Source organism: Thermosinus carboxydivorans Nor1, from assembly GCF_000169155.1.
GTDB lineage: Bacteria > Bacillota > Negativicutes > Sporomusales > Thermosinaceae > Thermosinus > Thermosinus carboxydivorans.
In genome coordinates this window covers 82,395-95,168 of the sequence record NZ_AAWL01000002.1, presented here as the reverse complement: position 1 = coordinate 95,168, position 12,774 = coordinate 82,395, and the positions used below count along the sequence as shown (strand labels likewise).

Sequence of the window (12,774 nt, the reverse complement as noted above, 5' to 3'; positions counted from 1 at the left end):
GCCGGAATGCGCCTGTTCCTACGGCTAAGCCGTAGGCCGGACGGGGTGGAGGTGTTATTCAGTAGTGCGGCAAAGAATATAGAAAAATAATGAAAAGAGGTGATTTTTATAAAAAAGTCAACTATCGTATGTTACTGCAAAAACGTCACCGAAGAAGAAATCATCGAGCATGTAGCGGTGAGGAAATGCTGCTCCAGTCTTGAGGATATCCAAAGACATACCGGGGCCAATACCGGGGCAGAATGTCACATCAAAAATCCGGCCGGCGTCTGATGTGGTTCGGTCGTGCAATCGGTGATTGCAAAAGCGCTGACCATGCGGAAATAGCTGCCTGGCGGCAAAAACCCCTTAACTCATGGCTGACATGAGTTAAGGGGTTAATTTTTATTCTATCGTATTTTTCAGGATGCCGATGCCCTCGATTTCCAGTTCCATCACATCGCCGGATTTCAGGAATTTTGGCGGGTTAAAGCCCGCGCCCACGCCGGAAGGCGTGCCGGTGGCGATGATGTCGCCCGGCTCTAAGGTGATGCCTGCGGAGATGACTTCAATCAAGGTGGGGATATCGAAGACCATGTCCCGGGTATTCGCGTTCTGTCTGATTTCCCCGTTAATTTTGCAGGAGATATTAAGGTTATGGGGATCAGGGATGGCGCTTTTGTGCACAAGGCATGGACCAAGCGGTGCAAATGTATCGAGCCCTTTGCCCAAAAACCATTGTATGTGGCGTTTTTGCAGATCGCGGGCCGTCACGTCGTTCATGATGGTATAGCCGAAAACATAATCATATGCATCAGCTTTGGAAACTTTGCTTGCTGTTTTGCCGATAACCACGGCCAGTTCCACTTCATAGTCCAACTGACTGGTAACATCCTGGTGGTTTTTAACGGCTGTGCCCGGGCCGACAACGGCGGTTGGCGGCTTGGTAAAGACAACGGGATGCTTGGGTACCGCGGTGCTGGCATCACCGGTCTTGTCAAATTCCAGCGCATGCTCGACATAGTTTTTGCCGATGCAAAAGATATTCTTTTTCGGCCGGGGAATAGGCGCCAGGACAGTTACAGCTTCAGCCGCGACAAGGGGGAAATTTTTATCGGCCGCGGCTTTTTCTGCAAGCGCCTTGATCTTGGCGACAACGTCATCGCCGGCTTCGATAATGGCCTGCATGTCATCCGGAATATCCGCACTGCCCAGGAAATGCTTTTCAGCGGCGGCAAGCGGGACAATAAACCTTTGTTCTTGCGTAAAGAGTCCCACATGCTGCTTGCCGTCTTGCACATAAGTTACAAACTGCATCAACATCCCTCCAGATTTTGCCATTTTTCATGGTAAAAAAAGTAAATATTGCCATTTTTATTATAACTTATGTTACACCGCGTGTACAGGGGGGAGAGAAGGGATTTAATGTGCTTGGGGGCGGTAGGGCGCCGGAATGGTGGCGGTAAGAAAATCGTCCCAGCCCAGGCGGTCGATCATTTGGCCAAGGCGCTCCTTGGTCCGGCCATGCTGGCGGTAATAAGCGAGGATGGCGCGCACGATGGCCGGTACTTCCTCGGCAGGGATATTTTCGCCGACGATTTTGCCTACCTGGGCGTGCCGGCCTGCATTGCCCCCCACTACCAGCGTAAAGCCTTTCGGCAGGCCGAAAAGGCCAATATCTTTGACGAAAACTTCGGCACAGCAGTTCGGACAGCCGCTCACGCCGATGCGCACCTTGCCGGGAACTTCCTGGCCGAAAAATTCGCTGTCCAGCGCCAGGCCAAGGGCAGTGCTGTCTTGCTGGGCCATTGGGCAATCCGGCTTTCCGGGACACATGGCGACGGCTCGCACCGACTTGGCGATAAAGGATTCCGGCTTGCAGCCCAGTTCGGTCAGGGCTTTTTCGCCGTCAGCCAGGCTAAGACCCATAATTGTAATACCATTGCCGACGATTTTGAGCCGGCCGCCGTATTTTTCCGCCACGGCGGCGATTTGGCGGAGCTGCTCAGGTGTGGTTAGGCCGCCGGGAATATGAGGAGTGACCGGGAATTTGACTCTTTTATTCAAAAACGGAATATTGGCCAGCGGGGGAAGCGTCATCGGGGGACCTCCTTGTCAGAATTATGTAAAACAATTTAATTATAACGCATAATTCGGTGGATGGACAGGGGGACGACCAGCACCGTTAAGTAATGGAGCATGCCAAAGCCTGTGGCGCTAGTGCGGCGAAAATAATTACAAAAAAATAATTTTTCCATGCGGTGAAAAAGGAAAACCGACAATTTCCCCGAATATAGTACACGTAATCATTCCATTTTTATCCGGATACTTGTCAAGCGGAGTGAAGCGAAGTATGAAAGGGACTGTTGTCGGTACCTGGGTGAACACCGCCCGCAATGTGTGGGGCGAGGACCTCGCGGCCGAGGCGATGGAACATGTCGGCTGGCCGCGGGACAAGATTTTTCTGCCGACAGAAGAAGTAGCAGACGAACAGCCGAAAAAATTTGCGGCCTACATCGCCGCTAAGACCGGTCAGACGGAAGAAGCGGTGTGGCTGACCATCGGCAAGGACAATATCCGCACCTTTGCTCAGGCCTATCCGGCCTTTTTCCGTCAGGAAAACCTGTATTCTTTCCTGCGCTCCATGTACGATGTCCATGTCGTCATGGTCAAACGAATCCCCGGCGCCAATCCGCCGGAACTTCTTATCAGCCCCGTATCGGAATATGAGGCGGTGCTAAGCTACCGCTCTAAGCGGGGGATGTTCGGTTACCTTAAGGGTCTATTGGCCGGCGCGGCGGAATATTTTAACGAAGCCATCACGACTGAAATCCTGGAAGCGTCACCCGAACACATGAAAATCAAGATCCGGTTTCCCCAGCCTATCACCCATACCGTGCGGTACCGGCTGAATGAGTGGCTGTCGCTGGGGGTAATCCGCCACATGGCCGGCAAGATCGGTCTGGCGGCCATGGCGATAACCCTGGCGGTCGTCGCCGGGCTAAACTTGGTCGGCCTTAGCGTGCCCTGGTGGACAGCCCTGGTGAGCGGCGTGGGTGCCGGTATTGGCGCGGCCCTGTTGCTCAGGCCGCTCGGCGCGGTAATGGACGAAATTAAGGGGCTGCAAGAGCACCGCTATTTTACGGAAACCAGCATAAAATCCGCCGATGAGTTTGAGACCATCGTAGCAATGCTGGCCAAGTACAAGCAGCAGGTCAAGACGGACTTTACCGGGTTTAAGGGTATTACCGACGAGATGAATAAATACGCAGATAACTTTAATAGCCTGGCTGACCGCATGCGCGCCACCTCGGAGGAAATTTCCGGCGTCGTCAACGACGTGGCCGCTGCCGCGACTAACCAGGCGCAGGAGACGGAAGGGGCCGTCATTATCCTGAACGGCAATCTGGAAACGCTGCGCAGTGTTGTCGATGAACAAAGCCGCAACAAAGAGCGGCTGGAGGCGGCAGTGTGCGAGATTAATAAAGGTTTTGCCGAGGTGGAAGCTTCAAGCAACAAACTGGCTCACAGTCTGGAGCGCTTCGCCGATGTGAAGGATTCGGCTGCGAAACTGCAGGCCCAGGCCAGTAAAATCAACGAAATCACCGGGCTGGTGGCGGCTATCGCCGGTCAGACCAACCTGCTGGCCCTTAATGCCGCCATCGAAGCCGCCCGGGCCGGCGAGCATGGGCGGGGCTTCGCCGTCGTGGCGGAGGAAGTTCGCAAACTCGCCGAGCAGTCCCACCATCATTCGGACAGCATTTCCCGCGACCTCAAGGTGCTGATGGAAATCATCAGCAGTGTCGTGGCGATGATTGAGGAAGAATATGCCGTACTGGATGCGGAAAGCCGCCAACTGCGCGAGGTCGTGGCTGGCAATAGCCGCCATGTCGAGAATATCCATCGGGTGGCGGAGAATATCGTTGAAATGGCCGGCAAGCTGGAAGAGGAGATGGCCGGTCTCAACCAGGTTTACGGCAAGATCGAATCGCTGGCCGCCATCTCTGAGGAAAACTCGGCCGCCAGTGAGGAAGTGAGCGCCGCCGTGCAGGTGTATAACGACAAACTGCAGGACATGATGGACAAAATCCGCGAATTTAAGACAGTTATTCAGCACTTCAGCGAAGATATGAATGTTTATCGGACATAAAACCAAAAGCAAGCCGCGTACACCGGTACGCGGCTTTGGTATGCCAATATGCGCCAATATTAGAAGCTCCGGTGAAAGTTTTGGCGCCGCAAGGCTGCTCATGATGATGCTGGCGGGGCGTTGCCTTTTTAGCGGCGTGGCGCGCACTGACGCGGGAAGCATTGGCGCGGGAAGCAACCAAAGGGGAAGCACTGCCGGGGGAAGCAAAAGCGCGGGAAACATTGGCGTGGAAAACATTGGCGTGGGAAACAAAAGCGCGGGAAACATTGGCGCGGGAAACAAAAGCGCGGAAAGCAGCTAAAGGGGAAACAACGCGGAAAACAAACTCTGGGACGGCAGCCGAAGGGGAAACATTGGCGCTCCTCCTGTCGCGCCGATTCTATGTCCTCGTCCTCCCAGTCCTCTATTTCCGGGTCTTCCCATTCATCGGACCACCATTTTTCGTTGGCCACATGATGCCCTCCTTTCAAACGAATCCTATTACATAATATGCAGACCCCCATATATGTGCCAGATAAAAAAGAAAGGCAGCGCTCTCGCTGCCTTTCTTGCCACGGGGGAGATTGCCACGGGGACGGTTCTCTTGACAATGTCAAATTTTTCCAAATAACACAACAATTCAGTTGCCATAGGGATAATTTATGAAAAGATAGTTTGAATTTGCATACATTGTGCTGTGTCAATTATTGTCATACTGCTATGGGGATAACAAGACAAGCGCATTATTGTCAGAGGGACGGGTTGTCAGAAGAACCGTCCCTCTGACAATTCTTTAAAGAGCTGAATAAACTGCCGGGCCTTTTCGGTAATAAGGTGGTAGTTTTGCTGGGCGATGGCCTGTTTGTCCACTAGCTCGCTGCCGATGCCGAAGGCAAAGGCGCCGGCCTTTAAAAAGGCGGGAATGTTTTCGGCGTTGATGCCGCCGACCGGCATGAATTTCATGTGGTTAAGCGGGCCTAAGACCTCTTTCAGATAGCGTGGTCCCAGCGCGCCGGCCGGGAACAGTTTGACAATTTCCGCCCCCAGTTTATAGGCTTGCACCATTTCCGTAGGGGTGGTTACGCCCGGCACGGCGATTTTGCCGTATTGATTGGCGACCTTGATAACTTCGGCATCCAAATTGGGCGCCAGGATAAATTCAGCGCCGGCATCAATTACGGCCTGGGCGGCCGAGGGGGTAATGACCGTGCCGGCACCGACAGCCATTTTGCCTTTCATCACGGCGGCAAGGGCCTCGATCATACCTAAATAGCCGGCTGTGTTGCAGGTGACCTCGATGGCCCGGATGCCGCCGGCGTACAGGGCTTCGGCAATTTTGACAATTTCCTCCGGCCGGGTGCCGCGGACAATGGCGACAATGCCGGTTTCCTCAATAAGGCGGACAACTTCGGTCTTGGTCATAGCAGCCTCCTTATTCTTCTGCCCATTCCCGTTGAATACGGGCGATTTCTTCAAATTCCTTTTGGAGGTTCCAGTAGATGCGCTCGTAGATGGCGTACAGGCGCTGGTAGCGCTCGTGGTGCCGTTCATTTGGCAGATACTGCTCTTTAATATTTATAAATTTGGTCACTTCTTTGATATTGCCGAGAATGCCGAGGGCGGTCATGCCGAGGATGGCAGCGCCGAAGGCCGAACCTTCTGGTTCGCCGGGGACGCTGATCGGCCGGCCGAAGACGTCGGCCATGATCTGCACCCACAGCCGGGAGCGGGTGAAGCTCCCGCTGACCCGGATTTCTTCGGCCCGGCCGGCCACTTCTTCCAGGGCGGTGAAAATACTGTACATGCGGTAACAGATGCCTTCCAGCGTTGCCCGGATGAGGTGGCGCTTGCCGTGATTAAGGTTAAGACCGAACAAGACACCGCGGGCGTTGGCGTTCCAGTAAGGGGCGCGTTCGCCAGTAAAGAAGGGAAGCATAATAAGACCATCTGAACCGGCGGGCTTCTGTTCGGCATAACGGCTGAGAATTTCATAGGGGTCTAGGCTCAGTTTTTCAGCCACGAATTGCTCGGTGGCGGCAAACTTGTCTCTTGCCCAGCGGAAGGCGATGCCGCCGTTATTGATGGCGCCGCCCAGCACCCAGTATTCGTCGGTAAGGTTATAGCACCAGGTGCGACCTTTCGGATCGACCGCCGGTTTATCGGTGACGACGCGCACGGCGCCGCTGGTGCCAATCATCGCGGTGAGCTGGCCGGGCAAGACGGCGCCTGACCCTACACTGGACAGTACTCCGTCGCCAGCGCCCAATACCACCGGCGTAGCGGGACTGATACCGAGCCGGTCAGCGATGGCCGGGAGCAGCGGCCCTTCCACGCTAGTGGTTGCTGCTACCGGCGACAGCTGGTCCTCGGTCAGCCCCAATAGCTCCATCAGTTCGCCGTCCCAGCACCGGTCATGGATGTTGTATAGACCGGTGCCAGAGGCGATAGAGCGGTCGACGACATATTTACCCAGGAAGCGGTAGAGGATGTATTCTTTGATGGAGATAAAGCGGGCGGCGCGCCGGAACAGATCGGGCCGCTCATGGCGCAGCCATAGCACCTTCGACAGCGGGTACATCGGGTGGAGCGGGCAGCCGGTGCGCTCATAAATGGCCTGGGCATCATGGTGGCGTTTAAGCTCCTCGGTATAGCTTTGGCTGCGCGAGTCGGCCCAGGTAAGCATGCGACCGAGGGGCGCACCATCTTTGTCGACGGGGATGAAACTGTGAAAGACCGAGCTGAAGCACAGCCCGGCAATGGTTTTTGGCGGCAGGGCCGCCTGCTGGACGGCTCGCGCGGTAACGGTCAGGACGGCCTGGAAAATTTCGTCCGGATCCTGTTCGGCCCAGGCCGCCTGGGGGGTATAGAGCGGATATTCAAGCGATTGGTTGGCTAACGCCACGCCATCTTCGCGGTACACAGCGGCGCGACAGCCGGTGGTGCCGATATCTACGCCAATGATGACTTGCATTGACTAAGGCTCCTTCTACAGTTTGTCGATTAACTCGCCCTGGTCATCAAACCGCATGGGGGCAGGGTCGGTCAGGATGGTTATGCCCGGCTTGGTACGGGCTTCGTCCAGCATAGCTTCGGAAATGTAAATTTCGCCAAGGTGCAGCGTGTTCTTGATGCGGACAATGCGGACTTTGGTCAGGTCGCGGGCGTTGCAGGTCTTGATCGCGGCTTTGATGGCGTCGCGGTCGTTTTCCAGCACGGTGGGCATGTGGGTAGGGCCGACGACGGTAGAGGTCAGGCCGTTGGCGTAGGTCATGGGGAAGTTGACCTTGTTTACCAGTTTGCGGGTGGTAAAATCAGCGGCGCCCATGCCGTTGCCGTTACCGTGGGTCCGTTCGGTGAGGTCGAGAATGACCATCTTGGATACATCCGGTCCCCCGCTGGCATAGGGTGTGGGGTAGCGGCCGGTGATGTTGGGGTCGGCGCCGTCGCCGGAGATATCTTTGCCAATTTCATCGACAATCAGCACATCAATCTGGTCAAACATGATGCGGGGCATATTGGCTTTGGCTTCGACCAAAAGTTCCCGGTCGGTTTCAATGATGTTTTCGGCCGGGACGGCAACGATTTTGGCAATCCGGTCATAGGCATTCTCCACCGTGGCCACCCCGAACAGGATGGGCAGACGTTCGAGGGCGATACTGGCCATGGCGACGATGTGTTCGGCCATATATTTGAAGCTGTAAGCATGGCACGACTCCGCCCCTTTTTGTTTACCGAGACCAATAGTGATCATTTTCACTAGACCGCTTTCGTTCGGACCACGGAAGGCGGTATGGGGCTTGACGCGGTTGATGACGACAATACCGTCCGCGCCATAGGCGTGTTTGTCTACATAAACCGGCAGGCCGTTTTCCAGGCGGCCGATTTCCACGACCTCCATTGATGATAAAATCGGGCAGCCGGCGCTTGCCTCCGTCACTCCCAGGTTGGCCAGCACTTCTTTTTGGCCCTCGGCGGTAGCGCCGCCATGGCTGCCCATGGCGGGGACGATAAAGGGGTGGGCGCCCCGTTGTTGCAGTTCTTCGACGGTTATGCGCACCAGGGTAGGGATTTCGGCAACGCCACGGCTGCCTACGGCCACGGCGATACGCATGCCCGGTTTGACGCGGTCCATGATGCCAGGCTTAGCGAGTTCCTGGCGCAAGGTCCCGGCGACATCGGTGACTTCCGGGGCGGGAAAGGTTTGGCGCACTTTGGCCATGCGCGGCAGGGGGATATCTTTTAAAAGCTGCTGAATAATATCCATTACGCGGCCTCCTTAAAATAAAATCAATAATTTATTTGACAGTAGTTGCCATTGTCCTCTTGCGACTAAAAGTCGCGTTTGCGGATTGCGCCCTGGGCGGCTGACAAAGTGGCGGCGCTGTACAGCCTTAGGAAGGTGCTGTCCGTTTGGGTCCGGCGGGGCCGGGCGGCGGCGCGGCGCTGGGCGGCCGTCTTATCATCGACCTCCCAGGTCAGCGTGCGGGCGGCAATGTCGATAGCGATGATGTCGCCGGTCGCTACTAGACCGATCGGGCCGCCGAGCGCCGCCTCAGGTGAAAGGTAGCCGATGGCCAGCCCGCCGGAAGCCCCGGAAAAGCGGCCGTCGGTAATAATGGCCACTCTGCCGACTTTGCTCAGGATTTCGGTGGCGCGGTGCATTTCGCGCATGCCAGGGCCGCCGACCGGTCCTTCGTTGCGGATGATGATGACTTCGCCGCTTTTGATCGTGCCGGCGTCAGCCGCGGCCATACACTCTTCCTCACTCTCGAAGACGCGAGCCGGTCCACGGAATTGCCACAGTTCACGGGGTACGGCCGAGCTCTTGACTACCGCCCCGTCGGGGGCAAGGTTGCCCTGAAGGACAGTGATGCCGCCTTCGCTCTGGTAAGGGACGCTAAGCGGCCGAATGACCTGGCCGTCCGCGCCTTTGGCGCCACTAAGATTGTCGGCGAGGGTACGGCCGGTAACGGTAAGAACCGACAAATCAAGCAAGGGGGCAAGTTCTTTCATCAGGGTGGGAATGCCGCCAACGGGATGGAGGTCGGCAACGGTATATTCGTCGCTATTGGGGTAAATACGGGTGATGAGCGGCGTGCGTTTGCTGATGCGGTCAAAGTCGGCCATGGTGAGGCTTAGGCCGGCCTCGTGGGCGATGGCCGGCAGGTGCAGCACGGTGTTGAGCGAGCCGCCGATGGCCAGCACGACGGTCAGGGCATTTTCCAGCGCCGCCCGGGTCATGATGGTGCGGGGCGTGATGCCCTTGTTCACCAGGTCGACAATCGCCTGGCCGGTCGCGTAGGCGAGCCGGTCGCGTTCGGCCGACAGGGCCGGCGCCGTACCCGAACCGGGGAGGGTCAGACCCAGCGCTTCGGCGACAATGCACATGGTGTTGGCCGTGCCGAGGAAGGGGCAGATGCCGGGATGCGGGTAATACTCCAGGGTCACGTCGACCAGGGCCTTCTCGTCGATTTCGCCGCGGATGAAGCTTTGCCGGGCCGCTTTCGATTGTTTGGGTTTGATCCGGTTGACCATCGGCCCGCCGGTGAGCATAATGGCCGGGATGTTGAGGCGAGCGGCGGCCATAAGCATGGCCGGGACTACTTTATCGCACGAGCCGAGCAGCACCATGCCGTCAAAGATGCCGTGGCCGCGCACCATGATTTCAATGGAATCGGCGATGAGTTCGCGGCTGGGCAGCACATATTTCATGCCACTGTGGCTTTGGGTAATGCCATCGCAGACGGCGATGGTGCTAAATTCCAGCGGCAAGGCGCCGGCATCGGCAATGCCCTGTTTGACGTGGGCGGCCAGGTCGCGCAAGTGGGCGTGGCCGGGGACAATTTCATTCCACGAATTAACGACGGCGATAATGGGCTTATCGAGGTCAGCGTAAGCCGTGCCGCAGGAACAGAGATGGCCTTTGGCAATCGCTCGCTGATAGGGGGAAAAGCTGCTGAGCCTGTTGGCCAAGGTACTTACTCCTTTTAAGTAAATTTTCTTTTTGTCAATTCGAATTTAAAAGAATTTTCCATACCAATTATATACCTGTTCGGCCGGCGCTGCAACATCTGTCCGACAGTAAACTGGCGATAAACAGCGAAGGGACCGGTCCTGGGTTAGCGGACTCGGTCCCTTGCTTATAGCTATTCCAGAATGCGCCGGACAACGATAATCTGCCGAAAGGCGATGCCAGTGAGAAAGGCAACCGTCATGTCCCGGGTCGCCATCGTCACCGCCGCAATAATGATAACAACCGCCAGGTCCTGACGGGACTGGACGTCCTGAATGAGCAGGCCGTGTTCAATGCCGACATAAATGAGCAGTACACCCAATATAGGGTAAGGGAAAAATGCGAAGACCGAGACGCCAAAGTAATACACCGCTGCCGCTAGCAAGATGTAAAACAGGCCGGCCAAAACAGTAGCCATGCCCGTCCGGGCGCCGAAGCGGTAATGGGCGGTGACGCCGCCGCAGCCGTGGCAGCAGGGGATACCGCCGGCCAAGCCGGCCAGCAGGTTGAAAAGGCCCATGCCGAAGGCCAGCCGGTTGGCTTTAACCCGGTCGGCCTGCCCGGCAAAATAGGTTTTGAGCGTGTTTTCCGTGGCAATGATGGCGTTGCCAAGGCTGAGCGGAATTTGGGGCAGCACGAGCAGCCAAAAGGCCTGGAGAAAGGCAGAAGTGGCAGGGAGTTCCGGCAGACTAAAGGTAGCCGGATTGGCGGGCGTCAGTCGGGCGCCGAACAGAATAGCTAATGCGGCGCCGGCGGTCACTACGAGAAGGGCGGCCGGATATTTGGGGTGCGGCATGGCTATAAGCAAGAGGCCGGTAAAGACGATGCCTAACAGCAGGCTGGCTGGCAAAGTCATTCCGAACAACGCCACCGTTTCTGCCGGTCCGCCGATAATGACCTGAGGGGTTTTGAACAGCTTAATGCCGCTGTCGACCAGCAGCAGGCCGGTGCCCAGCTGGATGCCGCGGATCACCGGCAGGGGAAAGAGCTTTTTTATAGCCTGCATCACGGTCGGCATGGATAGCGCCAGGAACAAAAAACCAATGAGCAGCGCCCCGGCGTGGATTATCTCCGGGGCAAGCCTTGCGGCCAGCGCTACGGTGCAGAACACTTTCAGGGGCTGCACGGGAACGGGCACGCGGTAATACAGCCCTGTCACGAGATAAAAGAGCCCGCAGGCCAAGAGCGCAATGAAGGGGTTAATGCCACTTGTGGCGGCCAGGGCAACGACAAGCGGCAGGAGGACGCCGATGTCAGCCAGGCTGCCGGCCAGTTCAAACCGGTTTAGCCGCATGACTTTAGGCTCCTCCTGCCCTGGGTAGTAAACCAAACGCTAATCATTTGTCTACCTCCTTTTCAAACTGGGAAGGCATAGCCGTTTCCAACTATACCCCGTGGGCGTCGGGCCCAGGCCAGTCTGCCATGGGACGCTACCTTTAGGCGGACAGGCTCGAAGGCGTATTCCATATGTATTATTATAGCGCGGGGAAAGACGCAAAAACAATGAGTTATGGAAAAATTTAACGGTGATAAATTTGCCGCTTGTTGGCAGATGCATTGACACCGGCCGGTTTTTTCCGGTACCATATTAATGATTCGCCTCGGGCGGCTAGGTTATGTCAATGCCATGCGAAGGGAGGGAAGGGTATGGACCAGCTGCTGCAGTTATTCTTAGAGTACGGCCTTATTGGGCTGGTTATCGCGTCTTTCACCGAATCGTTTATTTCGCCAGTCCTCCCTGACCTTTTGCTTATTCCGCTCGCGCTTGCCGCGCCGGACAAAGCCATTGTTTACGCCATGGCGGCCACGGCGGCGTCGGTAGCCGGCGGCGTTATCGGCTATTTTCTCGGCGGCCGGTATGGGGCAGTGCTGATTAAACGGATCGTACCAGAGCGGCACATTGCTGCCATCCGGCGCTGGACTGAGGCGTATGGCCCCTGGGCGATTATTTTGGCGGCGCTGGCGCCCATTCCGTATAAATTTGTAAGCATCAGCGCCGGCGTTTTCCGGATAAGTTTTGGCGTCTTTCTCCTTGCTTCCGCTTTTGGCCGGGCCAAACGCTTCCTGCTGGAAGGGGTGCTCATTTACTACTATGGGCCGCAGGCCATTGACCTGATAAAAAAGTATTCCGACGACACCGTCCTTGTCATTTGCGCGGTCGTAATTGTTGCGGGCGTGCTCATCAGGCGGCTGCGGTCAGCAGGTGCGCCGACTCCGCCGACGGAATAAAATAGGACAAAACCCTGTAGCAAAACTAAGATGCTACAGGGTTTTTGCTAGCTATGGGTGACGCGTGCCTCACATTCGGCCCGCTTGGCATCGTTGAAGTTTTCCAGACTACTCAGGTAGCCGGTAATGCGGCGGACGCGGCGGATCGGCGATTTTTCTACGGCCCGCACCACGATACTGTCGCCGTCTAAGGAAAGTTCCACCCTGCCAAGGATTTTGTTTTTACCCTGCCAGAGTTTAATTTCTTCTTCGACCAAAGCAGTGATTTCGGCGGTGGTCAGCGACGGGTCGGCGGTGACAGTCACGCCATGGATTACCAGGTTTTCCATGGTAAGTCCCTCCAGTTTTTTATTTTTATTATATATCAAGAATTAATATTGGTAAAGAATGAATTTCTCTTTTCCGTGGCGCTGCGGCGAGCAGG

Annotated in this window: 11 protein-coding genes, 1 pseudogene and 1 riboswitch; of the genes and pseudogenes, 4 read left to right on the top strand and 8 right to left on the bottom strand. The window is 56.2% G+C overall.

Annotated features, from left to right (window positions below; translation table 11 throughout):
• Positions 1–126: 126 nt before the first annotated feature.
• Positions 127–273: pseudogene (locus tag TCARDRAFT_RS16140) on the top strand ((2Fe-2S)-binding protein); the annotation flags it as partial.
• A 111-nt stretch (positions 274–384) separates the two neighbouring features.
• Here the strand turns inward: TCARDRAFT_RS16140 and TCARDRAFT_RS02005 are convergent.
• On the bottom strand, positions 385–1,296 hold the full coding sequence (locus TCARDRAFT_RS02005; protein WP_007288337.1) for a fumarylacetoacetate hydrolase family protein: 912 nt from the start codon (positions 1,294–1,296) through the stop codon (positions 385–387).
• Between the two features lie 105 nt (positions 1,297–1,401).
• On the bottom strand, positions 1,402–2,079 hold the full coding sequence (locus tag TCARDRAFT_RS02000; RefSeq protein WP_007288336.1) for an NAD(P)/FAD-dependent oxidoreductase: 678 nt from the start codon (positions 2,077–2,079) through the stop codon (positions 1,402–1,404).
• Between the two features lie 253 nt (positions 2,080–2,332).
• Here TCARDRAFT_RS02000 and TCARDRAFT_RS01995 point away from each other — a divergent pair, with 253 nt between their 5' ends.
• Both TCARDRAFT_RS01995 and TCARDRAFT_RS01990 read left to right on the top strand, forming a co-directional pair.
• Positions 2,333–4,129: a heme NO-binding domain-containing protein gene (locus TCARDRAFT_RS01995; protein WP_007288335.1), complete on the top strand. Its 1,797-nt coding sequence runs from the start codon at positions 2,333–2,335 to the stop codon at positions 4,127–4,129.
• A complete protein-coding gene (locus TCARDRAFT_RS01990) occupies positions 4,113–4,430 on the top strand; it encodes a hypothetical protein (protein ID WP_040682947.1) in 318 nt (105 codons plus the stop codon). Before TCARDRAFT_RS01995 ends, TCARDRAFT_RS01990 begins: the two co-directional genes overlap by 17 nt.
• A gap of 443 nt (positions 4,431–4,873) precedes the next feature.
• Here TCARDRAFT_RS01990 and TCARDRAFT_RS01985 read toward each other — a convergent pair whose 3' ends face one another.
• The 5 genes from TCARDRAFT_RS01985 to TCARDRAFT_RS01965 form a co-directional block, all read right to left on the bottom strand.
• On the bottom strand, positions 4,874–5,530 hold the full coding sequence (locus TCARDRAFT_RS01985; RefSeq protein ID WP_007288334.1) for a bifunctional 4-hydroxy-2-oxoglutarate aldolase/2-dehydro-3-deoxy-phosphogluconate aldolase: 657 nt from the start codon (positions 5,528–5,530) through the stop codon (positions 4,874–4,876).
• A gap of 10 nt (positions 5,531–5,540) precedes the next feature.
• Positions 5,541–7,079, bottom strand: coding sequence for a gluconokinase (locus TCARDRAFT_RS01980; protein WP_007288333.1), 1,539 nt, complete (start codon positions 7,077–7,079; stop codon positions 5,541–5,543).
• A 15-nt stretch (positions 7,080–7,094) separates the two neighbouring features.
• A complete protein-coding gene (locus TCARDRAFT_RS01975) occupies positions 7,095–8,372 on the bottom strand; it encodes a nickel pincer cofactor-dependent isomerase, group 22 (RefSeq protein ID WP_007288332.1) in 1,278 nt (425 codons plus the stop codon).
• Positions 8,373–8,437: 65 nt separating this feature from the next.
• Positions 8,438–10,081 carry a dihydroxy-acid dehydratase gene (ilvD, locus tag TCARDRAFT_RS01970; RefSeq protein WP_007288331.1) on the bottom strand — a complete coding sequence of 548 codons (1,644 nt, stop codon included), beginning with the start codon at positions 10,079–10,081 and terminating at the stop codon, positions 8,438–8,440.
• A gap of 173 nt (positions 10,082–10,254) precedes the next feature.
• A complete protein-coding gene (locus TCARDRAFT_RS01965) occupies positions 10,255–11,415 on the bottom strand; it encodes a molybdate transporter family protein (protein WP_007288330.1) in 1,161 nt (386 codons plus the stop codon).
• Between the two features lie 39 nt (positions 11,416–11,454).
• Positions 11,455–11,589, bottom strand: a riboswitch (molybdenum cofactor riboswitch).
• A 179-nt stretch (positions 11,590–11,768) separates the two neighbouring features.
• Between TCARDRAFT_RS01965 and TCARDRAFT_RS01960 the strand changes: the two genes are divergently transcribed.
• Positions 11,769–12,350 (top strand): YqaA family protein, encoded by a 582-nt coding sequence (locus TCARDRAFT_RS01960; protein ID WP_007288329.1) that lies wholly within the window; start codon positions 11,769–11,771, stop codon positions 12,348–12,350.
• A 47-nt stretch (positions 12,351–12,397) separates the two neighbouring features.
• Here TCARDRAFT_RS01960 and nrdD read toward each other — a convergent pair whose 3' ends face one another.
• Positions 12,398–12,679, bottom strand: coding sequence for an anaerobic ribonucleoside-triphosphate reductase (gene nrdD, locus TCARDRAFT_RS01955; RefSeq protein ID WP_007288328.1), 282 nt, complete (start codon positions 12,677–12,679; stop codon positions 12,398–12,400).
• Positions 12,680–12,774: the final 95 nt, after the last annotated feature.

Bases quoted from the DNA above. Each gene is read 5' to 3' on its own strand.
- TCARDRAFT_RS02005 (WP_007288337.1), bottom strand. From the start codon at position 1,296: ATGCAGTTTGTAACTTATGTGCAAGACGGCAAGCAGCATGTGGGACTC.
- TCARDRAFT_RS02000 (WP_007288336.1), bottom strand. From the start codon at position 2,079: ATGACGCTTCCCCCGCTGGCCAATATTCCGTTTTTGAATAAAAGAGTC.
- TCARDRAFT_RS01995 (WP_007288335.1), top strand. From the start codon at position 2,333: ATGAAAGGGACTGTTGTCGGTACCTGGGTGAACACCGCCCGCAATGTG.
- TCARDRAFT_RS01990 (WP_040682947.1), top strand. From the start codon at position 4,113: ATGTTTATCGGACATAAAACCAAAAGCAAGCCGCGTACACCGGTACGC.
- TCARDRAFT_RS01985 (WP_007288334.1), bottom strand. From the start codon at position 5,530: ATGACCAAGACCGAAGTTGTCCGCCTTATTGAGGAAACCGGCATTGTC.
- TCARDRAFT_RS01980 (WP_007288333.1), bottom strand. From the start codon at position 7,079: ATGCAAGTCATCATTGGCGTAGATATCGGCACCACCGGCTGTCGCGCC.
- TCARDRAFT_RS01975 (WP_007288332.1), bottom strand. From the start codon at position 8,372: ATGGATATTATTCAGCAGCTTTTAAAAGATATCCCCCTGCCGCGCATG.
- TCARDRAFT_RS01965 (WP_007288330.1), bottom strand. From the start codon at position 11,415: ATGCGGCTAAACCGGTTTGAACTGGCCGGCAGCCTGGCTGACATCGGC.
- TCARDRAFT_RS01960 (WP_007288329.1), top strand. From the start codon at position 11,769: ATGGACCAGCTGCTGCAGTTATTCTTAGAGTACGGCCTTATTGGGCTG.
- nrdD (WP_007288328.1), bottom strand. From the start codon at position 12,679: ATGGAAAACCTGGTAATCCATGGCGTGACTGTCACCGCCGACCCGTCG.